Below are 22,161 nucleotides of genomic sequence, written 5' to 3' on the forward strand. Positions count from 1 at the left end.
CACTCGTGAGCACGACCGGCTCAGATTCACGCCGATCCACCACAGTCGTCCGCAGCGCCCCATCATCAACAGGATGTGCCTGGAACTGAGGCCAGATGAGGTTGCCGAGAAACGCAGCTACAAGCAGTCCAATCGCTGCGTCTTTCCATCGGCGAACAGCGACATCCCTGGACCGATGAGCGTGTCGACGCGCGAGTCCACGCCACCGCTGCGTGCGGGTGAGCGGTGGCGACAGCAGGTGCTCCCGCTGCTCTGGCGCGTTCATGGCACGGTCCAAAATCTTCGGAAGGTCCTCGCTCACTGAAATCAGCTCCTCGTGCACATTGGCAGGAGCTGCCGCGTGAGGCAGGCGCACCTGGAGTGCTCGGTACGCAGGTGAGTCAGACGAAGTCCAGGTGATCTCCAAGGACGCGCTGGGATACTGGCCCAGCACCTCCTCCGACGTTGTCGGGAGGAATCGCTCCTCCTCGACCTCCGGCCGGACGACTAGGGCGGGTTGCCCCGTCCGGACGTCGCGGGCCAAGTAGATGTCACCCTGCTCCGTCCGGCGCTCGATGCACCGACCCAGATGGAACTGCCCCATACGGCCAGTCTGCCGGCCTTCGTTGGCGCGCGACTCTCCCGGACCCGCACCACCGCCTCCGCGCGAGGTGTCCGACGTACCACCCCGGCGGGTATTCACGCCCTTGCCCATCTTGTGCTCCTGCTCGTCCGCCTGGAGAGGACTCCAGCAACCTGACTCTACGGCGCCTACCCCACCGCGCGGGCTACTTCTTCCGTGGGCGTCCGGGCGACTTGCTCTTCGCGACCTGGGCTGGGGCAGACTCCTCTTCATCGTCTCCCATCTCTTCAAGGGTGAGAGGACCGTGCTCCGCCACGTAAGCCTTCACGAGAGCGTCCGCTGCGGACCAGAGGACGTCGTTCTTCGAGACGCCACGCCGTGTCAGGGGTGACTTCTTCCCCTGCGCCCGCTCCAACTTCGCGATGGCGATGAGCTGAAGCCACATGCGCTTCGGGAAGCGCACATTCTTGGTGATGACCTCGTCCAGCGGATCGGCGTCATCAAAAACCGGCATCGGGATCCCTCTCCTGGCAACGGCAGCAACTGCGCCCATCTGCTCCTCCTTATGTGCGCTGGGGTGCGAAGGCAACGCCCAGGTACGAAACCCAGGTACCCACTACAGGTACCTTCAAGAGTACCTATTATCAATACCTTGATTTGGTACCAAAAATAGATACTGTACGAATCATTGGTGACGGACGGACGGGGCTCCACACGGGAGAGGGCGCGGCGGCGGGCGCGAGCTGGGTGGCCAGCGAGGACGTCAGCAGGAGCAGCACGGCAGGAAGGACACGTAGGAGCGGGGGTAGGCCCATGAGAGCGACGGAAGCGGCGAAGGCCCAGGAGGGCCAGTGGTTCCGCCGAAAGGACGACGGAAAGGGCGCGGATGACCGGCAGATCCGCGCGGTGAAGGTGACGAAGCGCCAGGGCAAGCAGATCGTCACCTTCACGGACACCGAGGGCACCCGGCACCAGCACGCCGACGTGCTGGACGTGCGCCGGTAGCGCTCCGCGGGCCCATCGTGGCCCGCCCTACTCCATCAACCCCGAGGACGAGATGGCCAACAACATGGCGACGGGAGAGGTGCGCCCGCAGGAGCAGGACGCGGCGGAACTGCGGAAGGAGGCGGAGGACCTGGAGACCCGCGCGGCTCACAAGGAGCGGCAGGCCAAGGCGGCGTGGTGCTCGGCGGAAGAAGCCATCTTCCTGGAGCGCGACGCGGACATTTACAGCGAGCAGGCCGCCACGAAGCGCGACCGCGCGCGGCGACTGAGCAACCCGGGGCACGTCGTGCCCCAGAAGGAGGAGTGCCGTGGCTGAGAAGAGGACGAAGACGCCGCGCGAGGTGCTGCGCGCCTACTTCGATGAGCAGGAAGTGGCGCCTGAAGTGCTCCGCGCTTGGCAGGAGCTGGACACGACGGTGGAGGGGCTGACGCTCCGCCTCGCGGCCGACCTGGCCCAGCTCAAGGGCGCGAAGTGAAGCCCCTGCACGAGCTGGCAGCATGCCTCGTCGTCCTCGCCCGCGCGGGCTGGACGCCGCAGGAGTGCGACGCGGCGGACCTCCAGCAGCAGTTGCACGAGCTGGAGGCGCAGCAAGCTCAGGAGGGAGGGCTTCTGCGCGCCGCCGAGGACGCGCTGGAGAGGTGCATCGCTGACGGGACCGCCGTCGCGAATGAGCACTGGCTGCGCACGCAGCGCCGGGCTACCGGCACGCGCCTCCGCCTCGCTCGCCTCGCCGAAGCGGAGGTGTACCTGCGCGCCGAAATCGAGCGGCAGTTGTGGCACGCGCAGCACCGGCAGGCGAAGGCCGAAACACAGCGGGCCGCCGCGTAGCACGTCAGACTGGCAGGGTATGACGATTGGCATTCGACCCTGGAGGTTGATTGCCAGCAGCACGACCAACTCCCTGTCCAGCTTACGCCGAGCACCCTGAGCGCAGCTGGGTGCTGTGCGAGCGCGAGTACGGGCACGAGGGGCGGCACCGTTGGAAGAGCTTCGAGTGGGACTGCCTCACCCCTGAAGAGGAGGTGCTGGCCGAAGAGCGAGAACTGCTGCGCCGGGCCGAACAGGCCGCAGGCGAGAACTACGAGTAGGAGCGGCACGCAATGACAGGCACCAACGCAGCCCCACTCACTCCAGACGACCCGCGACGGCGCAGCCTGGTCCGCAAGCTCGCCGAGGTGATGGGTGAGGTAGAGCGCGTCCCGAAGTCCGGGCGCAACGACTTCCATCGCTACGACTACGCCACGGAGGCGGACATCGTCTCCGCGGTCCGAAAGGCCATGGCGGACCGCGCGCTGATGCTGATTCCTTCCGTGGTGAAGACGGAGTGGCACGAGGTGGAGCGGTCCAAGGGTGGCAAGGACCGGCTCGTCACGCTGACCGTCCAATTCACCCTGCACGACGGAGACAGCGGCGAGGAGAAATCGTTCGAGGTGCTGGGCGAAGGACAGGACCAGGGGGACAAGGCCACGTACAAGGCGCTCACCGGAGCGGTGAAGTACGCGCTGCTCAAGCTCTTCCTGATTCCCACCGGTGACGATCCGGAAGATGACGGGCACTCGCCGAAGGACCTGCCTCGGCGTGGAGGGGCCCCGCGCGCCCGTCAGCCGTCGGAAGTCGCGCAGGCAGTCGTCGCAGGCTCCGCGTCCGCCCGGCCTGCGTCCCAGGCTGGCGGCGCAGATGATGACGCAGCGGCCATCGTCGCCGAGGCGGAACAGGCGGCGACGGAAGCCGAGTGCAAGGCCCTCGGTGTCCGCGCGAGGAAGTTGCCGGACGGCCCGTTGAAGAAGCGCGCGGCCGCTGCGCTTCAGGCAGCCGCGAAGCGGCTGGGCATCGAGACGAAGAAGCCGGCCACGCGCGAGCCCGGGGCGGAGGGCTGACGATGCGCTGCCGCCGCCCACGGACACCCTCGCCCGAGGTCCAGCAGCACCGTGCGAACCGGCAGGAGTACTTCCGCGACCTGGACAAGCTGAAGGGCACGGCGGAGCCCACGCCTCCGCCGAGCGCGCGTCCTGCCCCGGACGGCTACTGCCACTGCGGCGCTCCCTTCCTTCGAGGCAAGCACGGGCTCTTCTGCGGCTGGGGCCTGCACGACGGCTGAGAGCAGTTCCCCGGCGGCGGCATGCCGTCGGGCCCTTGGGCAGCCGCGCGCGTCTTTCCGTCTCCCCGGCCCGGGAGGCCGATTGCGCGACGCGCGCGGCTGCAACCCGGCCCCAATCGTGGGACCGGGCCTTGTCGGTGGGTGCGGCCAGCACAGGGCTGGACGGACCGCCCCACCACGCCCCGCCGGCATTGGGCCGCACGGGGTTCTCTCGCGGCGCCGCGGTTGGGCGCCTGCCCGGCGACGTGGGTACTCCCCCCATCCACCTCGCCGGGCCCTTCTCACGCAGCACAAGGAGGTCGCATGTCCATCGGAGACTGGTACGCGTCGAAAGACGAGGCGGACTGGCGCAGCGGAGCGAGCTTCGCCTCGCGAGAGGAGGCGCTCGCGCAGGGCCCGGAAGCCCTGGACCTAGCGGCCGGCGACACGTTCTGGGTGGGCTGCGCGCTCGCTCCGGCCAACGAGCTCACGGCGGCCGCGCTGCTCGACACCGTCGACAACTCAATCTCCGACGGTGGCTGTCCGGACGGCTGCGACGCCTACGCCGAGGGTGACAGCTTTCGGGGGATCGCCGTGGCCGTCGGTGCCGAGGCGGTGGCAGAGCTGGAAGCCGCTATCGACGCGTGGGCCAAGAAGCACGACGTCCGCCCGCGCTGGTTCGTCTTGGAGGACGTGACGCAGCACGAGGTGCCGGAGTCGGCAGAGGAGCCCGCACCGCGCTGAGAAGCATCGCGCCAGCACCTGGCGCGCGCCGTACCCGAAGCACCCGCCGATGAAGGGCATGGGCCCCGCTGCGAAGCGCAGCGCACCGGTTCGACTCCGGCCTCGGCAATCCGTCCAGCCGCAACCGCAGCACCCTTCCCCAGGAGTCGTATGTCTTCCCTTCCGCGATTCTCCGCGCTGGCACTCGTGTGCCTGATGTCCCTTTCCGCGTGCAGCTCCGTCGGGCCGACCCTGCCCGGCATCCCGTTCTCCGTCTCCGACCACTGCGAGAAGGCCGCCGCCACCACCGCGAGGACCGCACCGGAGGCGCGGGACCTCTCCTCCGAGAAGCGCGCCTGCCTGGAGGTGAGGCTCCAGGAGCGGTGCCTCGCGAGGATGGAGAAGGTCCTCGACGTGCGGAAGAAGCGGCCCGATGCGCCGGGCCTCATCTCCGTCCACTTCCCCGGCGAGTGGGACCACACCCTCGCCGGGGACACGCTGAGCGACCTCAACGAACACCCGGCATGCTCGGACTCCAAGGTCAGGATGGCGGCCATGGAGGTGGAGAGCGCCATCGGAGCCCGCCTCGGGGACCGCTGGGAGACCTTCGGGAACAGGGCCGTCAATCGCTCGCAGGACGCCGCGCCGACGTGGGACTTCGAGTCGTTCATCCCCGCCAAGGCCGCTGCCTTCGACGCCCCCCGTGAAGCGCAGGAGGTCTGGGCGGCGTGGCGCAACGAAGCCATCACCGAGGCTCGCGCGTTGGCCTCCAGCGCGTACCTGATGAAGAGCGAGGGGCGGCTGGATGAGGCGGGGGCGAAGTGCATTGCCTGGACCCGCATGGCCCGCGCCTCCGGGGCGAGCACCAGCCTGATCGACGCCCGTGCGGCCCTCCTGGGGAAGAAGCTCCGGACGAACTCCATCGAGACGCCGGGCTGGGTGAAGGACACGACGAACAGGATCCAGGACGAGGCCGAAGGCAAGTGCGACGACTCGGACAACCTGGGCGTCAGGTACATGCGCCGCACCGAAGAGGACGCTCGCCTGGAGGTGATGCGCTCCGAGGCGGACAAGGCCCTCGTCGGCATGTTGAGGCTCATCAACAACGCCAAGATCATCGTGGAGACCGCCGCGTCTGGCGGATTGAGCCCCGCGAGCCTGCCCCTGCCGTTCATCGGCGGGGACCTGGTCGAGAAGTACCGGCCCAACAAGGGCTACGACGGGCCGCTGTAGCGACTGACGTGGCGCCCCCGCGAGGGTGAGCCCGCCGCGGCGTCCAACGGCTTCATGCATCGAGCGGGCGGCGCAGCACGGGCCGCCCGCATTCCTCCCGCGCGCCGTCACGCACGGCGCGCTCAACCCCAACAACGAGATGAACGTGACGAAGAAGACGAGTGGTGGTGGTCTGCTGCACTTGGCGGACACGCTGGAGGAAGCCGCGCGGATGCTGCGCGACACGGTGGCCCAACTGGGCGGCGGAGCCGTCGCAGCCCCCGCACCGAGGCCGGTAGCGAGCGCGGCGAAGGCGCCCAGCTCCGGCAAGGCGAAGGCACCCCAGCCCGACGGAGCGCGTGCGTGCGCCATCATCGACTGCGGCAAGCCCAGTCGCACCAAGGGCTACTGCGCGGCGCATTACCAGAAGCTCCGCAGCCTGGAGAAGACGAAGCGTCGCCCGGATGCATGGGCGGACAACGCGGGGCCGAACTCGGTGAAGGACGTGGTGCTGCCCCGTGGCCGCGCCGCATCGAAGGCGCTGGCGGAGTCCAACACCACCAGCGGCGTCTGACACCTTCCCTGGGCGGTGCATGTGCCGTCCAGTTTCTCCGCGCGCCGTCATACACGGCGCGCCCCTCTCGCTGGACCCGAGCACTCCATGACGACGAAGGAAGAGAAGTCCCTGACGCCCGAGGACGTGGAGCGGGACGTGGCGAAGATGGACAACGCAGTCGAACACTTGTGCGGCCATGAGAATGGCCACCCCAAGACCTGCTACGGCGGTTCGTTCCGTGTTGCCCTCGCCCACCTCCGCGACGCCGCCTTGCTGGGCACCCAGGTGCCGGAAGCCCACGCGCGGCTGGACGAACTGGACGTGGCGCGCGCCATCACAGAGCCCGAAACGCGCATGCTGACGCTCGCGGAGCGCATCGGTTCGTTCTTCTCGTGCGTGCGGCGCGCCAAGACCATCGTTGAGGACCAGGTGGCGGAGCTGGTGGCGGACAACGCGGCGCTGGTGAAAGCGGTGCGCATCTTCACGGAGAACAGCGACCGCGAGGGGTGGACTCAGTGGCTACACGAGGAAGGTTGCCGCTTCGACCCCAGCGATGATGAGCGCCCCTGCACATGCGACGGCTCGTTCAACGTGGGGCGCGTGGATGTAGTGCTGGCCAGTCCCCATCCCGGCGCTTCACTGCTCGCGGAGCACGAGGCGAAGGTGTCCGCCCTCCAGGCCCGGGTGACGGAGTTGACGCGCGAGCGGGACGAAGATCGCGCCGCCGTCGAAGCCATGGCTCAGGCCATCGAGAAGCACCTCCCGGGCTTCCACCCGGCACAGTCCCCGGACGAGGGCATCCACCTCCTGGCCGGGCAGCGCGACGAGGCGCGGGCCGAGCGCGACGCCCTCCGCGCGCAGGCGGAGGCTCTGGTGCGCGAGAGCGAGTTCCTGGAGCAATTACACGCCGATTCGGCCAAGGACCTCCCTGAAGGACACCTGAGCGCGGCCTACCGCCGTGCTGCGCAGGTCGCCAAGGCGCTCGGTCGCATGGCCCGAGCCGCCCTCTCCACCCCGCCCGCCGAGGGGGCGAAGCTGCCCGCCATCGACATGCGCGGATGGCTCGGCCCGGAAGCGGTCTGGACCGCCATCCAGTACGCCCCGCCCACCGTCCAGCGTGACGCCCATCGGGCCCTGACCGCGCTGGCTCGGGAGCGCTGCGAGCTGCGCGACACGCTGATGCTGGCGGAGTTCCGGCTTCCCAATCCGCCCTCAGCGGACGCGACGGTGCCGACCGAGGACCTGGCCCGCAAGCGAGGGGAGCGCCGTCGCCGGCACCATTCACTCCCGCCCCAGGTGCCTCCCCTGGCGGAGCGCATCAACGCCGCGCTCGCAACGGTGGGCTGCGAGCTCCCGCCCGTGGGCCAAGAGGTGGCCGAAGCGGGCGCCGCCCTGGCGACGCTGGAGCGGACGGTGACGGGGCTCGCGCACAACACCACCCAGGCCTACGAGCTGCGCGTCCAGGTCGGCACGGCGCTGGCCAAGGTGTGGCCCTCGTTGCACGTGACGACAGCCGACGAGGGCGCGGCGGTGGCCGTGCTCCGGGCCGTCTACCCGGGCCTGCCGGTGCCGGTGGCCAGCGATGCCGTGCGGCGCGCGGCGGAGGACATGCGCGAGTTGGCGGCGCGCACCGCCGGCAGTGTCCCAATGATCGAAGTGGAGGAGCGCATCCGAGCCCTCCCGCTGCCCGGTGAGGAGATGCCCCGTGGGTAAGCTGCCCGGAACCTTCCTTGTCGTGGAGGGCGGCGACGGCGCTGGCAAGACGACGGTGGCACGCACCCTCGCGACGGAACTGGCCGCCCGCGGCCTGCGCGTCTGCCTCACGGAGGAGCCCTCCCCAGGGCCCGTGGGCGTCTTCCTGCGAAGCCTGCTCACCACGGGCCCGCTGTCCGCCGAAGCGATGGCCCTCCTCTTCGCGGCGGACCGGGCCCACCACTCAGAGGACGTAATCCTACCGGCGCTCCGGCGCGCGGAGGTCGTGGTGTGCAGCCGCTACCTGCTGTCCTCGCTGGCCTACCAGGGCCCCGAGGTGGGAATCGAGCGGGTGGCGTACCTCAACGCCGGAGCGCGGAAACCGGACCTGCTCCTGTTCCTGGAGTGCGCATCCGAGGTCGCCCTCGGACGGGCTGGTGCAGCACGCGTCCTGGATGCCTTCGAGACGCCTGCCGTCGCAGCGCGGGCGGCAGGCGGGTACGCGCACGCCCTCGCGTACCTGGAGGGTGTCGGGCAACGCGTGGTCCGAGTGGACGCCTCGCAGCACCCGGAGCAGGTGCTGTGCGCGGTCCTCGATCAGGTGCTGCCCCTGGTCGCGCGCGACGGCAGGTAGCCCGCACTCCTCAACCCCTTCACCACCTGCCGGCCGCGGCGCCGGCCGGCAGGGCTGTACCCGTGCGCCATCAACGACAGGAGAAGGCAGATGGACGAAGTGCAGAAGGAAGTGGAGCGCTACAGGAAGATCCTCACCTCGGACTGGCAGAAGGAGACGGAACTCGGGCACGCACTGGTCACGCGCATCAGCAAGGCCGTCATCACGACGAGGCACTTCGCCATGCCCAGCCACAACCGCCCCCGCCTGCCTGCGGACGAGCTGCTCCGCATCGCAGCCGGGGTGACGGGCGTGCCGATGGAGACGCTGCAGGACGTGCACGGCGAGGACGTCCAGGTATGGCGTCCCGCGCGGGGCGAAGTCGGATGGCTCCCCTACGACGTGCCGCCCGCGAACTGGACTCCCGCGCCACCCGGGTACCCCGAATAGCGGACGCGCGGTGAAGCGCGGGCCCGGCCAGGTAACAAGCGCCGCGGCCCGCGTCTTCAGGGAAATGACGCCCACCTCCGCCATCACCTACCGCTGCCCCGTCTGCGGTCAGCGCCTCTCCCCTCTTCCCGGCGGATTCCTCGCGTGCGGTGGGGGCCACGCGGCGGGGCCCGGGCGCAAGGACCGTAACCTCTATCTCCCGGGGCGCAGTGGCCGCCTGCGCAGAATGCCTATAGGAGCGGACGCGCGGTGGCGCGCAGCGCACTGCGACGGCAGCGCGGATGAGCGCATCCAGGAAGCGCATCGCGCGGACTGACAGGAATTGCCGTTGCCGGAGTGCGCGCGCATGGGCATCCCCCGAGGAGGAAGCCCATGCGCGCCAGCCGGATGTCCGTCGTGAAGCTGCACCTCACCGCCGCTGCGGCGAGCCTGCACGTGGCGGCATGCGAGACGGGTGGGAAGCTGCCGGCCAACGTGGTTCGTGTCGCCCACCTCGTGGACGATGCGCTGCGCGAGGCGGACCGGAAGGCGTCCGCCGATGTGCGCGGACAGCCACCGGAGGACTGGGCGCCCCACAGGGCTCGCCCGTCACCCCCAGGTGGAAGCCTGCCTGGCTGCGCGGACGAGCCGTTCCACTTCGGCGCCTTCGAGCGTAACCTTCTGCTGGAGTAGGGCCGGGACGAGCTCGTGGTCTGCGAGCACGGCCACATGCTGTGGCTGCCGCTTCACCGTCAGCGTCGGGCGGACGAAGACCAGGAGGCCCTGCACCCAGAGGGAGCGGCGCTTCGTCACCGCCAACAGCTTCTGGCGAACGCGCAGCGCCTCGGCCTCCAGCTTCTCGACGTAGTCCGTACGAAACGTACCCACCTTGACGACGGGGCCGGCCACCCAGACATCCGCGCTGACGAGCTTCGTGTTGACGACGTAAACTCCGGGCGGCCCGATGACGAGGTGATCCACGTTGGCGCCGTTACGGCCGATCTTCACGTCGTGCTCAATGGTCCACCCGAACGGGCGCAGCCCCTCCAGAAGCGCGCCGATGTGCTCCTCGCCGTCCGCGCCGCGTCTCCAGGCCCTCTCGTCGGTATGGATGTTCAGGAGCCGTGCAAAGAACGTCTTGATGGGCGACTCTTGCGCCAACTGCTCCTGCTTCTCACGCGCGCTCTGCCCGGCCCTGCGCGCCTCGCGGACGTCACGCGAGTCTCCAGACCCATTTCCCCATCTTGCCATTGTTCCCCCGGCTGTTTGATGGGGACCATCGTACAACCCGTGTCGAGTTTCCCCCGGGCTAGGTTCCCACGTTCGGCACGGGACCTGCTCTCCGCACCCGGCATGACGATACCGAAGCGGGAGGCGCTGGCACAGCGCCTGGGACAGGCGGAACTGGGGCTGCAGAAGGCGATGCGCGGGCTGGACGGAAGTCCGACGGCGCGGACGCGGCTGGCGAAGGCTCGGATCGAGTACCGCGCAGCGGAGCAGGAAGCTCTACGGGTGCTCGGCGCGCATCAAGCGCTGGAGGTAATCGAGCAACTTGCCTACGCGCCATGACGAGGCGCCAAGGAGAGCCGACTCTTCCTCAAATGAAAGCTATTGCCCGAGAGCCAGCGGGCAACGTAGTGGCGAGGACAAATCGCGCTCAGGCAGTCTATCTTCGCAGCACGCTGAGGGCCCATCGAGATCTTTCATAGGCGACCGCAGGGCATGGTCAATGTGGACTTCCTATGGTGCCTGAACGACTCAGGAGCTTGGCCCGTACGCTCATTGTACATTCTCGGAATCCTGCTCTTTCGCACCTCCGCACATATGGGCGGCGGACAGCCCAGGACAGGGCAAACGCCAATCCACACTTGGAGCGTCAATGTACCGAGAAAGTAAAAGCAGGCTGCTCTGTCTGACAGCGGCCTTGCTGGTCACGCTGGCAGGGTGCAGCGCAGAAGAGGCGACGGGAGACGCCCAGGCGGTGGTGACGCTGCCGCAGGGGTTGAGCGCCAACGAGGTGGCTCGCGTAGAACTCATCGTCAGCGGCGCTGGCATGACGACGCGCACCGACGCCTTGGTGAAGACGGGCGCCCAGTGGGGCGGAGTGCTGGGGAAGATTCCTGAAGGCGCCGGCCGCACCTTCAGCGCCCAGGCCTTCGACGCATCCAACACCGTGCGGTACGCCGGCCAGGTGACGGAGGTCACCATCACCGCAGGCCAGACGACGGCGGTGACACTGCTACTGCAGGAGGTGAATCCCCCGGCGCCCTTCGACAACGTGGCGCCCCTCATCACCTCGCTGGTGGTGAGTCCCGGCACGGTAGACCCCGGAGGCATCGTGACCTTGCAGGCCACCGCGGAGGACCCTAACGCGGGCGACACGCTCACCTACGCGTGGACGGCGGGCGCGGGCAGCTTCAACGCGGTTTCCAGCCTCACCACTACCTGGACGGCGCCAGCGACTCCGGGCTCGTTGGTGCTGACGCTGACGGTGACGGACTCCAAGGGCGCCACTGCGGCCCTCAGCGCGACGGTGACGGTGAGCACCGGTGCCGGGAGTGCAGCCGTCAACGTCTCATTCAACACCTGGCCCCATGTGGCTGGCGTGACGGCAGTGCCGTCCTCCGTAGCCGTCGGACAGGCCACTGCGGTGACTGCCGTTGCGAGCGACGCGGACGGCGACAGCCTCTCGTACCAGTGGACAGCCGGGTGCCAGGGGACGTGGAAGAATGCCACCTCGCCGAGCGCCAACTTCACGCCCACGGCGCAGCCATCAGGAGGCAGATGCGCGCTGACGGTGACGGTTTCGGACGGCCGGGGAGGACAGGGGACGGGCACACTGGGCATCCACGTGGGCCCAGGGACGACGGTGCGCTTCCCGCCGGAGGTGGTGGAGACGTTCCAGTCCATCGCAACGGTGCCTTCGGCGGGCGGCACCGTCGTCTTCCGGGTGAGGACCAAGGACCCGCAGGGCAGCGCGCTGACCTTCGCGTGGACCGCCAATACGGGAACACTGGGGACAGCCACGAGCGGCGCGACAACTAGCGAAGTCCTCTGGACGGCGTCAGCGTGCGTGCCCGCCAACTCCACGCCCGCAGTGACGGCCACCGTCACCAATGCACTGGGCTTGTCCACGAGCGCTTCGCTTGTTTTGACAGGAGGCACTACATGCTCGACCTCCGATAACGCTGTGATCAGGATCGATTCAGGTACGCATCACAGCATGGCCGTGAGGAAGGACGGCACCATCTGGACCTGGGGCCGCAATACTAACGGCCAGCTCGGTGACGGGACGACCACGAGCCGCAGTACACCTGTGCAACCGCTGGGTCTGACGGGCATTGCGACGGTTGTTGCCGGCTATGACTACACGCTGGCCTTGAAGCCCAATGGCACCGCATGGAGCTGGGGTCGTAACGACCAGGGAACACTCGGGGATGGAACGAGAACTGAGCGCCACTCCCCAGTGCAAGTACAGGGTTTGACTGGAATAGTGGCCTTGAGCGCAGCTGTCCAGCACACCATCGCAGTGAAGCAGGATGGGACATTATGGGCTTGGGGATTCTACGACCCAGGCCGGTCGGCAAGCGCCATAAAGACTACACCTGTAAAGGTGCCGATGCAGGGAATCTCTAAGGTTACCACAGGTGGATTCCACGTTCTCGTCGTGAAGTACGACGATACGGTGTGGGGCTGGGGCGATAACACCATGGGCCAGCTCGGTGACGGAACCAAAGCGTATTGTTATCTGCCGCAGCAAGCACAGGCACAAGGGTTGACGGGCGTGGCGACTATGTTTGGCGGTTCCTTCCATTCCCTCGCCTTGAAACACGATGGCACCGTTTGGGCCTGGGGTGACAACAGCAAAGGACAGCTCGGGCTGGGGTACGCTGCATACGAGTACATTTTGACACCAATGCAAGTACAAGGAATAACTGGGGTCACAGCAATCGCTGCGGACCGCTACCACACGATCGCACTTAAGCAAGACGGTACTGTGTGGGGTTGGGGATACAACCGCAGTGGTCAACTTGGCGACGGGACGAACTTGGACCGCCTTACTCCAGTGCAAATCCAGGGCCTGACAAATGTTGCGGCTATCGCTACAGGCGGCAGCCACGCGCTCGCCTTGAAGCAGGACGGAACTGTTTGGGCATGGGGTTCGAACAACAGCGGTCAGCTTGGAGATGGGACGACAACTAACCGGCTCACGCCGGTGCAGGTGCAGGGACTGGAGAACTGACGGCTCGCTGGGAGCCTGCCGATTTAGGCGGGCCCCAACCCGTCATGGCGCAAGTCGTGCCGTCGCATTAACGAGATAGCCGCTCCAGCCTCGTCTCCTCGAAACGGACGCCCATCCCAACGCCGGGATGGGGCGCCTACCCAGTCATAGAGGGAGGGGGCGAGGCACGGGCGCTGCACAGCTCCGGAGGGACACGTCCCACGGAGCCAGCATGGACCCCATCTCGTCACGCAGCAGGACCACCCTCCTCCCCACCACCTACTGCGGCGGCTCCGCGGAGCCGCCGCGCCCCGCACCGCAGACGGCCGCCACCTCGCGCGCAGCGAACACCGTCGACGTCTTCAGCGCGAGCACACCGAGCACGCTCGTCGCCAAGGCCAGGACGGTGAGCGCCATCGCCCCCGCCATCGTCAGCCCGCCCGCGACGAGCATCACGAAGGCGGAAGGCGAGCAGCGCGTGTCCGCCCAGGGCCTGCTGGGGGACATCGGCGACGCCCTCCTGGGGGTGGGCGAGCGCATCGTGGACGGCGTGTCGGGCGTCGTGACGGGCGTCTACGACTCCGTCGTCGGCACCCTCAAGAACACCTGGGAGATGGCGGAGACGTTCGGCAAGGGCATCGTGAACATCTTCACCGGCCGCTTCGGGGAGGGCTTCGCACAGCTCGGGCTCAGCATCCTCAAGGCGGTGCAGACGCCGACGGACGGGCTGCTCCGGCTGGGCGGCAGCGTCCTCAGCGCCATCCAGACGCTGCTCTTCATCGAGCCCGTGGGCCGCAAGCTGACGGGCGAGGAGATGGCCGCGCTCCACGCCGTGTACGGGGACTCCATCGACTACACGAAGATCCAGCTCAAGGAGGGCAACGCAGGGCTGCTCACCGTGGGCGGCCGGCCGTTCACCCACGGCGACACCATCTACGTCCCCGAGGGCTGGCTGCCCCTCACCCCGGACACCCTCGTCCACGAGGCCGCCCACGTGTGGCAGCACCAGCACGGGGGCAACGACTACATGAGCGAGGCGCTGGCCGCGCAGCTCTTCGGCGACGGGTACAAGTTCGAGAAGGCCCTGCGCGAGGGCAAGGCCTGGGAGGAGATGAATCCGGAGCAGCAGGCGGAGATGCTGGAGCAGGCCTACGCGAAGGGCTGCTTCAAGACGCCGCCCGCGCCGTTCATCGTCGACGGCAGGGACTACAGTGCCCAGCTCGCGGCCGCGATGAAGTCCGTCCACGCTGGCCAGGGAGCCCCGTAGCCATGCGTCTCCACCGTGCCCTCCCCCTCGTACTTCTCCTGGCCCAGGTGTCCCTCCTCACCGCCTGCAAGCCCTGGCTGGACGTGGTGCTCGCGTCCGGCGGCGAGCAGCTGCCGGCGCCCGCCTTCGCTGTCGAGGAGCCGTCCCAGGACGGAGGCCTGCCCAGGTACAACGCCATCTACGTCCTGGCCGAGGACGGAACGCAGATCTGGTTCACCCGCGCCCGGTCCTTCGGCGAGAAGCAGGCTCGTCGCATCGTCTACGGCGAGGTGCCCGAGGGTTTCGAGGTGGTCGACACCGCGCAGCCCCTGGAGCGCGGGAGGCTCTACCGCATCCAGGTCTCCGGCGAGGCGGCCGGCACCCTGCGCTTCATTGTCGGGCAGGATGGGGTGGTCCGGCCGGAGAAGTAGCAGGCGCCACCTCCAGGTTGCCCCGCGCGCCCTACCCGTCAGGACGTACTCGCGGCTGTGACTTAACTTCCTGATTTGTCCGTGTTGGCATGGTAAACCATGCCAACCACCCATCGCCTGCCGCTCGCCGCGAGCGCCGTCGCCATCCTCGCCCTCGTGGGCTGTGGATCAGCCACCGTCGGCACCGTCGGCCCCCCTGCGTCCGCGAAGTGGACGAGCCCGTTCATGCCCAGCCCGGCCGGCGGACAGGTGCAGACGACCATCTACTACGGGCCCTGGCAGTGCAGCGCCGCGTTCATGACCCGCTGCGAGTCGAAGTGCGCAGCCCAGGGCCACGCGCTCATGGGCTGCATGTGGCTCGCCGACATCAAGGGCGACTGGAAGGGCCGCTTCATGCTGATGCCCGCGGAGGCCGGCGGGCGGCTCGCCATCACCCACTGCTGCTGCGACTACCCCACCGTCTCCAACGTCAAACAGCAGCGGACGAGGTGGAACAACGCCCGAATCTCGTTCCGTGAGTCCTGGGCCGAGGAGTTCGGCGCCTGGCCTTCGGGGAAGGACCCCTGGCCCGGACACCACATCTTCGACCTTGCTCACGGCGGCCCCGCCACCGCGCCCGACAACATCCTGCCTGCTCCTGGGAACGTGCACGACGTCTTCACCCAGGAGTACCCAGCCTGCTACGCGCCAGGCGGGAAGTGGCTCACTCCGGGCCCAGCGCGACCCTACGCGGACTGAGGTCGGCGTCATGCCCACGAACATGGACCGTCTGCTGGCGGAGATTTCCCGGAGCCACTTCCCGGAGCCGCCCGCGACGCCTGAGCAACTCGCCGCATTCGAGGCGCGTGTCGGCTGGTCCCTTGATGAGGACCTACGTGCCTTCTATCTGCACTGCGATGGGGCGACGCTCTTCTCCCCGCGCGAGAAGGCGCCCAATTACCGCGTCCTCCCCCTCGGCGAAGTCGAACGCGCTCGCGTGAGGATGCGGCACCAGGACACCGATACCTTCGGGGCCGCATCCTGGTACACGCTGCTGTACCTCCAGGACGGCGACTACGTGCTCGTGGATGTCGCTCAGCGCGCTGGCGGACGGTACGCCCTGCTCGACGCCTTCCACGAGACGTACCCCTCGGTGGAGCCTATCGCCGCGTCCTTCAGCGCGTTTCTGGAGAAGGCGCTGGCCAGCGGGGACTCCTACTTCTGGCTGGAGGAGTGAACCTCCCTCCCTCGTAGCGCTGGACCAGCGATCGGGGCGAGCCACTGAACCGCCTGCATCCTGCCCGCGTCGGCAGCACAGCAGGTCCGGGAAGCCAAGTGTCGAGACGCGCTCCATCGTGCACCCGGCAAGCTGGATGGCCTGCACCACCGCAGGCGCTGCGTCGTCTCGCTGCGCCGCCCATCTCACTGGCCATCTGCCGTGTTGTCTATGCCAGGGCAGAAGGGGCGGCAGGTGCCGACCGTCGGCATCACCGACGGTCGGGCGCGGACCGGACCGGAGGGACGCGGAGGACGCCGCTCCGCGCCGATGACCTCCCTGGTTGTTAGGGCATCAGCACGGGCATTCCTCCCTTCCGAGGAACGGTCAGGCCGCCAGGGCGGGCCGGGACTCGCGCGCCTCCAGCCGGCGCGCGGCGGCCTCGCAGTAGCGCTCCTCGAGCTCCACGCCCACGGCCCGGCGCCCGAGTTGCTGCGCGGCCACCAGCGTCGCACCGGTGCCGGCGAACGGATCCAGGACGAGGCCCCCCGTCGGGCAGGAGCGCTCGACCAGGTAGGCCAGCAGGTTGACGGGCTTCTCCGTCGGATGCGTCCGCGCCCGCGCGGGCACCGGCGGGTAGCCCGCGAGCACGGCGCCGTGGCGCTTCCCGGTGAGCGGGCGGCGCTTCGGCCCGGCCCCGTGCAGCACCACCTCGTAGTCCGGCGCGAAGCTGGCCGCGCAGTCGCCCATGCCGCCGCGGGCCTTCCACCACACCAGCGCGCCCTTGATGCGCAGGTGCGCCGACGCCGCGTCGTAGAAGTCCGGCCAGCTCTCCCAGTGGCAGAAGACGTAGGCGTGCATGTCCGGCTTCAGCGCGTGGCCCGCGGACGTGAGCGCCTGGCGGAAGACGCGCATGCCCTGGCGGGAGCCGTCCGCGCGGATGGCCGCGCCGCTCCTGCCCTTCGCCTCGTAAGCCATGCCGTAGGGCGGGTCGCTGAGGAGCACGTCCACGGATTCGGACGGCAGTCCGAGCAGGTGGTCGCGGCAGTCTCCGTGGAACAGGGTGATGGTGTCGGTCTGGAAGTAGGGCTTCACTCTGGGGCCTCGTGGGGCACGTGGCGCGGAGTCGCACCACGCGCGCGCGTGGTGCATGAGGGATGCCGGACCGCCTGCCGCGAAGGAGGGCGGTAGAGAAGCCCCCCTTCGCGGCCCGGAGGCGTTGCTCAGATCTGAGCAACGGCCACGCGCACCACGCTCAAGGCCTTTCGTTGAACCGGAGGTTGCCCTTCAAAAGTTGCGCGTGCGAAGTCCTCCCCGTGCCCACCCACGACAAGACGAAGACACCACCGGAGCGGCGCAAGGCACCCGCAGGGAGCACCGTCCGCATCGACGGGCTGCACCTCTCCCGGGAGGCATGGACGCGGGTGGAAGCCCTGACGGCCCAGTTCCGCCGCGCCGGCATCCCGCGCGCCCATCCGTCCGGCGCGCTTGACCTGCTGGTGCTGCACCCAGAGGTCGCCGCCAAGATCCTGGCCGGCGGCTGCCGCGTCTACCTCTGCGCGACCTGCGGCACGTGGCTGGACGCGGCCGGAGCCATCGCACACCAGGACGAAGTGCCGACGCACGAGGTGCAGGGGCTCAGCGTGCCACCGATGCGGACGTGAGGCGCCAGATGGCATGACAAGGCGAAGGCGCCCTCAAACTGGTGAATCCCGGCTATCCTGGAGTGGCATTACAACTAGGAGACGCACATGCGAGTGGCAATCATTGCAGGACTGATCGCCGTCGGACTGATCGCCGGATGTGGTGGAGGTGAGTCGGAAGGGGTGGACGCCGAGATTGGCGCCGACGTTGCGACCACACAGTCCATGGGCGAACCGGCAGAAGCCAAGCAGGGGATTATCAAGGACCCGTGCGCAAACATTATGTGCCCCGTGAATTACGAACCCGCGTGCGTGGACCACGAGCCTATGTGTATCCCGTACCCGCCGTGGTAAGTGGTTGCTGAAACGTTTGCGGCCCGCCCCGGGGAACCCCCAGGGCGGACCGCTGTGTTTCACCGGCCGAACGTCCACCGCACGCCCGCGCCAGCCATCCGCTCGCGCTGATTGGCTTCCGCGAAGGCGAAGACGCCCAGGTTCTGCCGGAGCCGCGCCCCACCCTCCAGGCACGCGTACGCGCCCGTGAGGGAGGAGACACCGGCTGAGGCCTCCAGGTAGCCGGTGCGCACCTGCACATCGCTCAGCACCCGCGACAGCCCCGCGGCGACCGCAAGCCGCGGGGCGTCTAAGGGACCGCCGCCACCGCAGCGGCGGCCGGCGCCAGCGCGGCGGAGCTGCCGATGGCGCCGAGCGCCACCTCCATCGCCTCCGCACGCACCTTCACCTCGGCCGCCTGCGCGCCGTGCATGGACCGGAACTCCAGCTTCGCAGCTTCCTGCTCACCCGGCTTCAGGGCGCGCCAGCCGTTCGCCTTCATCCAGTTGTCGATGACCTTGAGCCCGCGGGACGCCTTGTCCAGGCCGTTGTCCGCCGGGTCCTCCGACGCCACGTCCTCCACGATGTGGAAGGCGTGGTACGCGGCCATGGCGATGCGCCGCTTGCGGGCGGTGGTGAGCCAGGTGCCCCCGAAGAAGAGGCCCACGCCGCTGGCGATGACGCCCAGGGCGATTCCGATGTTCGCAGGGGTGAGCAGCGCGTCGAGGATGCTGCTGCCGGCGCCGCTGGTGGCCTGGGCCATGGCCACGGGTGCGGTGAGGACGGCCGCCAACGCAGCGGCCAGGATGATGCGCTTCTTCATGGGGTGATGCTCCTGTTTGGGGGTGGGCTACGAGGAGAGGATGGGGCGGTGCGCGCTACTCCGCGACCGGCGTCGCCAGGACCAGGGCCGCAGTCAGCTCGCGGACGGTGGCCAGCCACCCGGCCCGCACCAGCGGCTTGCACGCGTCGAAGGTGGGCAGTTCGGCGCCCGTCACGGCGGAGCGCCCGCCGGTCACGCTGCCGTAGGCGGTGTACGCGCGCGCGGCCATCTGGAGTTCGGCGGCGCTGGCATTGGTGATCATGGCGTCCGCGTGGGCGCTCAACTCGGGGGATGGGGCGTACGGCGTGGGGGTGGACATGGACATGAGGTGTTCCTTCGGCTGCGGGTGGGACTGGGGTTGAAGGGGTGTGGCGTGCTCAGGAGACGAAGGGCAGGCGCCGGAAGCCGAGGACGTCGGGCCCGTACGCCACGCGAGCGAAAGCCTTCACCTTCGCGTCCGCGCGGGCCGCGTCCTCCAGGGTGAGCGTGCGGCGGCCGCCACCGGAGGCGCCCACCACCACGCCCGCGCCCACGTGCACCATCACGTGGTCCGGGTCGCCCGCCTTGCCGTACAGCACGAGGTCCCCGGGCTGGAGGTCCGCCACGCTCGCCACCGGCAAGCACGCCGTCCACAGCCGGTCCGTGTTGTGCGTCGCGCGCCAGTCGGGCCCGCCCACCTGGTTCAAGCACCACGTCACGAGGCCGCTGCAATCGAAGAGGCGTGGGCCGTTCTCCGCCGCGAGCTGCCCCTTCGCGTTCCAGCGGTAGGGCGAGTGCATTTGCGCGAGGACGAGTTGGAGGAAGGCGGCGCGCTGGGACGTCACGGGCATGGAGGAACTCCTGGAGCGGTGGGTGGGGGGCGTCACAGGCCAGCACAGGAGCCGGTGGACAGGACCAGGACGACGCAGGCGACGAGCACGTGCGCGGCGAAGAGGACGAGGCTCACCGACGCCTCGTGGGCGGCGCGGCCTCGGGCGCGTTCTGGGTGGCAGGCAGATGCTGCGCCGGGGCCTGGGCCTGGACGAACCAGCGGCCGCAGTCACGCAGCCCGGCAAGGCCCAGCAGGCCGACGACAACACCCACCACCCAGAGGGCCCCGGCCAACCGGGAGTTGCGGTGCTCCTGCGCATCCTGGCGCTGCTGAAGCGCAGGGACAGCCCTCACCGCTTCCGCCATGGCGGAAACCGCCTTGTCGAGCGTCTCCACCTTCTCCCGCAGTTCCGGTACCGCGCGCACGGCGGGCGTGTGCTCCGTCACCCGCCGGTCCAGGTCACCGATCCGATCCTCCAGCCGGTGCACCTGCTCGGCGGTGGCCATGCGATCGCCAACGTCGCGAAGCCCCTCGTTCACACCCTCCAGCATGCGGTGGAGGTCCACCGCAAGACGGGTGGACGCTTCCTTCGCAGCTTCCTGGTTCGCGCCGAGGCGGGCGAGTTCCTCGCGAGTCGTGCTGGTGGGGCGGCGGGCGTCGGGGGGCATACCGACGCATGGTCAACGCTTGCGTGGACTGTGTCCGCCGGGCAGCAACGCACCGCACCAAGAAACGCCAGCGAGCGACATGTGGGTTCAAACCGACCAAGGGAGGGCATGGCTGACCCATCCGCAGCAGAAGATACAAGGGGTAGGCTGCGCATGAACAACGACCAGCCTCAACAGGGAGGGCGAATGGAAGTCGTCTATTTTTCGCGTTTTACGATCGAAGGACTCAACGCTAAATCAGCAGCAGATAAATACATCGACTGGGTTCTTGGATTTGGCGACTACCGCAGAATGAGGGCGGGGCGACTAGACGCTGGAGTGCTCCGCGACTGGATCAAGCCACAACTAATCGCAGGCGTCACCCTAACTGGACGCCTCGACTACGAAATCAAGACCCGCACAAAGGAGAATCTGTTCCTACTTCACTTAAAGCACCGCGACTCAGCAGCGGACAACATCCTATGGCGCAATGTCGTTCGTCTTCAGACCATAGATGACTCAGTCCAAATAGAGCACGCGCTCTCCCGTTCCGGCGGACGAAGCAGCCTGCCGCTACTCAAATCCCTTCCCCGGCCTAGAATCCTCAAAGACTTACTCGAATCATACGGACCAAAGACACTACCGCTCGACATCGATCGAGATGCCACCAACCTCTCACCCTTCGACGTGCGAGATTTCGTCAAATACCAACTACTCGGAGAAAAGAGAGAGATTCCGCTAGTCGTACTCTCCCCTTTTCCTGGCAACAACACCCCCCTTGTCAACCCAAAGAAGCTAACCGAATGGCTTCGAGGAATGGCTGGCGTCGTTGTCCTGAAAGACAGCAGCACCGAGCAAGGCTGGACCGGAGCCCTCACTCAGAAGGGCTTCGATCGAAGATTTGGCTGCTACGGCGGGGCCATCCGGGTCTTCCCCCCTCGCCTGACACCGGGAACACTTCTTCCCTACATTCTGCCCGAACAGCTATTGGAGCACACAGAGAGCGAACGTCTTCCAATCGTCGCATCTCAAATCTCACAGCGGCTCATCCGAAAAGCAATGCCCGACATGTTCATGTCTGTCGTCGACAAACATGACCGGACAGAGAGCGTCAGACATGCACAGGCAATACTGGAAATGCGGCAAAGAGGATCGGCCGCCATCGGTTCTATTCAAGATCAACTTCACAGCGAGCAAGCGAGAGCTTCCGAGGTTGAAAGCGCGCTCAAGGTCCTGATCTCAGAAAGAGAAAACCAAGACACAGAACTCAAGGGCCTTCAATCAGAAATAAAGGATCTCAAGGACCAAATCGAATACAGAGAACTCGAACATCTCGAAGCTGTTTCAGAAATCGAGATAAAAATAAAACACGACAACGAGGCACACACCGCGGCACTCGACGGAATGCAGGCCGCTTTTTCCAAACTAAAAGCAAGCAAATCCGAACAATGCATTACCCCCGAACTCCGCATTGCCCTTGAGGCAACAATCAAAACTCGCGCAAGACCAGTACATTACCTCACTATCGCGGCAGAACTCTACCACGACCGCCTAGCGGTATTGCCGTCGGCATGGAAATCGGCAAAGCACTCAGATGCTTTTGAGACCCCCGAAAAGGTTGGCGAACTACTACAGGCACTGGCAGTAGATTACCATAATGCATTGACCTCAGGCAGAGGCGACGATACGGCACGACAAGCATTCGGACGAGACGATTTTGCCGCCACCGAGTCTGAAAGTGTCATGAAAAACAAAGCGGCAGTCAAACGCCGGACCTTTAGATACAATGAAAATGACATAAAAATGTTTCAACACCTGAAAATCGGAGTCAAAGACAGCCCAGCCAGATCGTTTCGCATCCACTTTCACTGGGATGCCGAAGCGAAAATAATTGCAATCGGACACTGTGGGCCACATTTGGACTTTTCATAAATTGCCAG

At 67.4% G+C, this 22,161-nt stretch carries 30 protein-coding genes; 22 read left to right on the plus strand and 8 right to left on the minus strand.

Going from position 1 to position 22,161, the window contains the following annotated elements; all coding sequences use genetic code 11:
- Positions 1 to 304: hypothetical protein (locus OV208_RS15170; RefSeq protein WP_267574553.1), on the plus strand; the 304-nt coding region annotated here is incomplete at its 5' end.
- Between the two features lie 463 nt (positions 305 to 767).
- Here the strand turns inward: OV208_RS15170 and OV208_RS15175 are convergent.
- A complete protein-coding gene (locus OV208_RS15175; protein WP_267574554.1) occupies positions 768 to 1,115 on the minus strand; it encodes a hypothetical protein in 348 nt (115 codons plus the stop codon).
- 260 nt (positions 1,116 to 1,375) lie between these two features.
- On the opposite strand from OV208_RS15175, the gene OV208_RS15180 reads away from it, so the two are divergent.
- The 13 genes from OV208_RS15180 to OV208_RS15240 all read left to right on the plus strand — a co-directional run bounded on the left by OV208_RS15180 (position 1,376) and on the right by OV208_RS15240 (position 8,891).
- The gene (locus OV208_RS15180) at positions 1,376 to 1,567 is read left to right on the plus strand and encodes a hypothetical protein (protein WP_267574555.1); all 192 of its coding nucleotides are present in this window, start codon (positions 1,376 to 1,378) and stop codon (positions 1,565 to 1,567) included.
- 52 nt (positions 1,568 to 1,619) lie between these two features.
- Entirely contained in the window at positions 1,620 to 1,883 is a 264-nt protein-coding gene (locus OV208_RS15185) for a hypothetical protein (RefSeq protein ID WP_267574556.1), read from the plus strand.
- On the plus strand, positions 1,876 to 2,043 hold the full coding sequence (locus OV208_RS15190; RefSeq protein ID WP_267574557.1) for a hypothetical protein: 168 nt from the start codon (positions 1,876 to 1,878) through the stop codon (positions 2,041 to 2,043). The genes OV208_RS15185 and OV208_RS15190 overlap by 8 nt, the downstream gene beginning before the upstream one ends.
- On the plus strand, positions 2,040 to 2,396 hold the full coding sequence (locus OV208_RS15195) for a hypothetical protein (RefSeq protein WP_267574558.1): 357 nt from the start codon (positions 2,040 to 2,042) through the stop codon (positions 2,394 to 2,396). Before OV208_RS15190 ends, OV208_RS15195 begins: the two co-directional genes overlap by 4 nt.
- 110 nt (positions 2,397 to 2,506) lie before the next feature.
- On the plus strand, positions 2,507 to 2,656 hold the full coding sequence (locus tag OV208_RS15200; protein WP_267574559.1) for a hypothetical protein: 150 nt from the start codon (positions 2,507 to 2,509) through the stop codon (positions 2,654 to 2,656).
- 12 nt (positions 2,657 to 2,668) lie between these two features.
- The gene (locus OV208_RS15205; RefSeq protein ID WP_267574560.1) at positions 2,669 to 3,445 is read left to right on the plus strand and encodes an ERF family protein; all 777 of its coding nucleotides are present in this window, start codon (positions 2,669 to 2,671) and stop codon (positions 3,443 to 3,445) included.
- Positions 3,446 to 3,447: 2 nt separating this feature from the next.
- On the plus strand, positions 3,448 to 3,666 hold the full coding sequence (locus tag OV208_RS15210) for a hypothetical protein (RefSeq protein WP_267574561.1): 219 nt from the start codon (positions 3,448 to 3,450) through the stop codon (positions 3,664 to 3,666).
- Positions 3,667 to 3,969: 303 nt separating this feature from the next.
- Positions 3,970 to 4,389 carry a hypothetical protein gene (locus tag OV208_RS15215; protein WP_267574562.1) on the plus strand — a complete coding sequence of 140 codons (420 nt, stop codon included), beginning with the start codon at positions 3,970 to 3,972 and terminating at the stop codon, positions 4,387 to 4,389.
- A 150-nt stretch (positions 4,390 to 4,539) separates the two neighbouring features.
- A complete protein-coding gene (locus OV208_RS15220; protein WP_267574563.1) occupies positions 4,540 to 5,601 on the plus strand; it encodes a hypothetical protein in 1,062 nt (353 codons plus the stop codon).
- Between the two features lie 139 nt (positions 5,602 to 5,740).
- Complete coding sequence (locus OV208_RS41365) at positions 5,741 to 6,154, plus strand: cell wall protein (protein WP_420715024.1); 414 nt, start codon at positions 5,741 to 5,743, stop codon at positions 6,152 to 6,154.
- Between the two features lie 87 nt (positions 6,155 to 6,241).
- Entirely contained in the window at positions 6,242 to 7,849 is a 1,608-nt protein-coding gene (locus OV208_RS15230) for a hypothetical protein (RefSeq protein ID WP_267574564.1), read from the plus strand.
- Positions 7,842 to 8,462: a dTMP kinase gene (gene tmk, locus OV208_RS15235; protein WP_267574565.1), complete on the plus strand. Its 621-nt coding sequence runs from the start codon at positions 7,842 to 7,844 to the stop codon at positions 8,460 to 8,462. Before OV208_RS15230 ends, tmk begins: the two co-directional genes overlap by 8 nt.
- A gap of 90 nt (positions 8,463 to 8,552) precedes the next feature.
- Positions 8,553 to 8,891 carry a hypothetical protein gene (locus OV208_RS15240; RefSeq protein ID WP_267574566.1) on the plus strand — a complete coding sequence of 113 codons (339 nt, stop codon included), beginning with the start codon at positions 8,553 to 8,555 and terminating at the stop codon, positions 8,889 to 8,891.
- A gap of 588 nt (positions 8,892 to 9,479) precedes the next feature.
- Here OV208_RS15240 and OV208_RS15245 read toward each other — a convergent pair.
- The gene (locus OV208_RS15245) at positions 9,480 to 10,031 is read right to left on the minus strand and encodes a nuclease-related domain-containing protein (RefSeq protein ID WP_267574567.1); all 552 of its coding nucleotides are present in this window, start codon (positions 10,029 to 10,031) and stop codon (positions 9,480 to 9,482) included.
- 192 nt (positions 10,032 to 10,223) lie between these two features.
- On the opposite strand from OV208_RS15245, the gene OV208_RS15250 reads away from it, so the two are divergent.
- From OV208_RS15250 to OV208_RS15275, 6 genes are all read left to right on the plus strand, one after another.
- The gene (locus OV208_RS15250) at positions 10,224 to 10,439 is read left to right on the plus strand and encodes a hypothetical protein (RefSeq protein WP_267574568.1); all 216 of its coding nucleotides are present in this window, start codon (positions 10,224 to 10,226) and stop codon (positions 10,437 to 10,439) included.
- 310 nt (positions 10,440 to 10,749) lie between these two features.
- Positions 10,750 to 13,113, plus strand: a complete 2,364-nt coding sequence (locus OV208_RS15255) for a PKD domain-containing protein (protein WP_420715023.1) — start codon at positions 10,750 to 10,752, stop codon at positions 13,111 to 13,113.
- Between the two features lie 211 nt (positions 13,114 to 13,324).
- The gene (locus OV208_RS15260; protein WP_267574570.1) at positions 13,325 to 14,359 is read left to right on the plus strand and encodes a hypothetical protein; all 1,035 of its coding nucleotides are present in this window, start codon (positions 13,325 to 13,327) and stop codon (positions 14,357 to 14,359) included.
- A gap of 2 nt (positions 14,360 to 14,361) precedes the next feature.
- Positions 14,362 to 14,769, plus strand: a complete 408-nt coding sequence (locus tag OV208_RS15265) for a hypothetical protein (RefSeq protein ID WP_267574571.1) — start codon at positions 14,362 to 14,364, stop codon at positions 14,767 to 14,769.
- Between the two features lie 99 nt (positions 14,770 to 14,868).
- The gene (locus OV208_RS15270; protein WP_267574572.1) at positions 14,869 to 15,507 is read left to right on the plus strand and encodes a hypothetical protein; all 639 of its coding nucleotides are present in this window, start codon (positions 14,869 to 14,871) and stop codon (positions 15,505 to 15,507) included.
- Between the two features lie 10 nt (positions 15,508 to 15,517).
- Positions 15,518 to 15,985, plus strand: a complete 468-nt coding sequence (locus OV208_RS15275) for an SMI1/KNR4 family protein (protein ID WP_267574573.1) — start codon at positions 15,518 to 15,520, stop codon at positions 15,983 to 15,985.
- Between the two features lie 366 nt (positions 15,986 to 16,351).
- On the opposite strand, the gene OV208_RS15280 is transcribed toward OV208_RS15275, so the two are convergent.
- Positions 16,352 to 17,059 carry a DNA-methyltransferase gene (locus OV208_RS15280; protein WP_267574574.1) on the minus strand — a complete coding sequence of 236 codons (708 nt, stop codon included), beginning with the start codon at positions 17,057 to 17,059 and terminating at the stop codon, positions 16,352 to 16,354.
- A 221-nt stretch (positions 17,060 to 17,280) separates the two neighbouring features.
- On the opposite strand from OV208_RS15280, the gene OV208_RS15285 reads away from it, so the two are divergent.
- On the plus strand, positions 17,281 to 17,628 hold the full coding sequence (locus OV208_RS15285) for a hypothetical protein (RefSeq protein ID WP_267574575.1): 348 nt from the start codon (positions 17,281 to 17,283) through the stop codon (positions 17,626 to 17,628).
- 392 nt (positions 17,629 to 18,020) lie between these two features.
- On the opposite strand, the gene OV208_RS15290 is transcribed toward OV208_RS15285, so the two are convergent.
- The 5 genes from OV208_RS15290 to OV208_RS15310 form a co-directional block, all read right to left on the minus strand.
- Positions 18,021 to 18,212 (minus strand): hypothetical protein, encoded by a 192-nt coding sequence (locus tag OV208_RS15290; protein WP_267574576.1) that lies wholly within the window; start codon positions 18,210 to 18,212, stop codon positions 18,021 to 18,023.
- Between the two features lie 38 nt (positions 18,213 to 18,250).
- Positions 18,251 to 18,763, minus strand: coding sequence for a hypothetical protein (locus OV208_RS15295; protein WP_267574577.1), 513 nt, complete (start codon positions 18,761 to 18,763; stop codon positions 18,251 to 18,253).
- A 55-nt stretch (positions 18,764 to 18,818) separates the two neighbouring features.
- On the minus strand, positions 18,819 to 19,088 hold the full coding sequence (locus OV208_RS15300; protein WP_267574578.1) for a hypothetical protein: 270 nt from the start codon (positions 19,086 to 19,088) through the stop codon (positions 18,819 to 18,821).
- A 52-nt stretch (positions 19,089 to 19,140) separates the two neighbouring features.
- Entirely contained in the window at positions 19,141 to 19,593 is a 453-nt protein-coding gene (locus OV208_RS15305; protein ID WP_267574579.1) for an NlpC/P60 family protein, read from the minus strand.
- A gap of 112 nt (positions 19,594 to 19,705) precedes the next feature.
- Positions 19,706 to 20,242, minus strand: a complete 537-nt coding sequence (locus OV208_RS15310; RefSeq protein ID WP_267574580.1) for a hypothetical protein — start codon at positions 20,240 to 20,242, stop codon at positions 19,706 to 19,708.
- Positions 20,243 to 20,395: 153 nt separating this feature from the next.
- Between OV208_RS15310 and OV208_RS15315 the strand changes: the two genes are divergently transcribed.
- Positions 20,396 to 22,153 carry a hypothetical protein gene (locus tag OV208_RS15315; protein WP_267574581.1) on the plus strand — a complete coding sequence of 586 codons (1,758 nt, stop codon included), beginning with the start codon at positions 20,396 to 20,398 and terminating at the stop codon, positions 22,151 to 22,153.
- Positions 22,154 to 22,161 lie beyond the last annotated feature (8 nt).

Source organism: Corallococcus sp. bb12-1 (genome assembly GCF_026626765.1).
Taxonomy (GTDB): Bacteria; Myxococcota; Myxococcia; order Myxococcales; family Myxococcaceae; genus Corallococcus; species Corallococcus terminator.

Excerpts from the sequence above, each read along its gene's own strand:
- OV208_RS15175 (WP_267574554.1), bottom strand. The coding sequence starts at position 1,115 with ATGGGCGCAGTTGCTGCCGTTGCCAGGAGAGGGATCCCGATGCCGGTT.
- OV208_RS15180 (WP_267574555.1), top strand. The coding sequence starts at position 1,376 with ATGAGAGCGACGGAAGCGGCGAAGGCCCAGGAGGGCCAGTGGTTCCGC.
- OV208_RS15185 (WP_267574556.1), top strand. The coding sequence starts at position 1,620 with ATGGCCAACAACATGGCGACGGGAGAGGTGCGCCCGCAGGAGCAGGAC.
- OV208_RS15205 (WP_267574560.1), top strand. The coding sequence starts at position 2,669 with ATGACAGGCACCAACGCAGCCCCACTCACTCCAGACGACCCGCGACGG.
- OV208_RS15210 (WP_267574561.1), top strand. The coding sequence starts at position 3,448 with ATGCGCTGCCGCCGCCCACGGACACCCTCGCCCGAGGTCCAGCAGCAC.
- OV208_RS15215 (WP_267574562.1), top strand. The coding sequence starts at position 3,970 with ATGTCCATCGGAGACTGGTACGCGTCGAAAGACGAGGCGGACTGGCGC.
- OV208_RS15220 (WP_267574563.1), top strand. The coding sequence starts at position 4,540 with ATGTCTTCCCTTCCGCGATTCTCCGCGCTGGCACTCGTGTGCCTGATG.
- OV208_RS41365 (WP_420715024.1), top strand. The coding sequence starts at position 5,741 with ATGAACGTGACGAAGAAGACGAGTGGTGGTGGTCTGCTGCACTTGGCG.
- OV208_RS15230 (WP_267574564.1), top strand. The coding sequence starts at position 6,242 with ATGACGACGAAGGAAGAGAAGTCCCTGACGCCCGAGGACGTGGAGCGG.
- OV208_RS15240 (WP_267574566.1), top strand. The coding sequence starts at position 8,553 with ATGGACGAAGTGCAGAAGGAAGTGGAGCGCTACAGGAAGATCCTCACC.
- OV208_RS15250 (WP_267574568.1), top strand. The coding sequence starts at position 10,224 with ATGACGATACCGAAGCGGGAGGCGCTGGCACAGCGCCTGGGACAGGCG.
- OV208_RS15255 (WP_420715023.1), top strand. The coding sequence starts at position 10,750 with ATGTACCGAGAAAGTAAAAGCAGGCTGCTCTGTCTGACAGCGGCCTTG.
- OV208_RS15260 (WP_267574570.1), top strand. The coding sequence starts at position 13,325 with ATGGACCCCATCTCGTCACGCAGCAGGACCACCCTCCTCCCCACCACC.
- OV208_RS15265 (WP_267574571.1), top strand. The coding sequence starts at position 14,362 with ATGCGTCTCCACCGTGCCCTCCCCCTCGTACTTCTCCTGGCCCAGGTG.
- OV208_RS15270 (WP_267574572.1), top strand. The coding sequence starts at position 14,869 with ATGCCAACCACCCATCGCCTGCCGCTCGCCGCGAGCGCCGTCGCCATC.
- OV208_RS15275 (WP_267574573.1), top strand. The coding sequence starts at position 15,518 with ATGCCCACGAACATGGACCGTCTGCTGGCGGAGATTTCCCGGAGCCAC.
- OV208_RS15295 (WP_267574577.1), bottom strand. The coding sequence starts at position 18,763 with ATGAAGAAGCGCATCATCCTGGCCGCTGCGTTGGCGGCCGTCCTCACC.
- OV208_RS15300 (WP_267574578.1), bottom strand. The coding sequence starts at position 19,088 with ATGTCCATGTCCACCCCCACGCCGTACGCCCCATCCCCCGAGTTGAGC.
- OV208_RS15305 (WP_267574579.1), bottom strand. The coding sequence starts at position 19,593 with ATGCCCGTGACGTCCCAGCGCGCCGCCTTCCTCCAACTCGTCCTCGCG.
- OV208_RS15310 (WP_267574580.1), bottom strand. The coding sequence starts at position 20,242 with ATGCCCCCCGACGCCCGCCGCCCCACCAGCACGACTCGCGAGGAACTC.
- OV208_RS15315 (WP_267574581.1), top strand. The coding sequence starts at position 20,396 with ATGAACAACGACCAGCCTCAACAGGGAGGGCGAATGGAAGTCGTCTAT.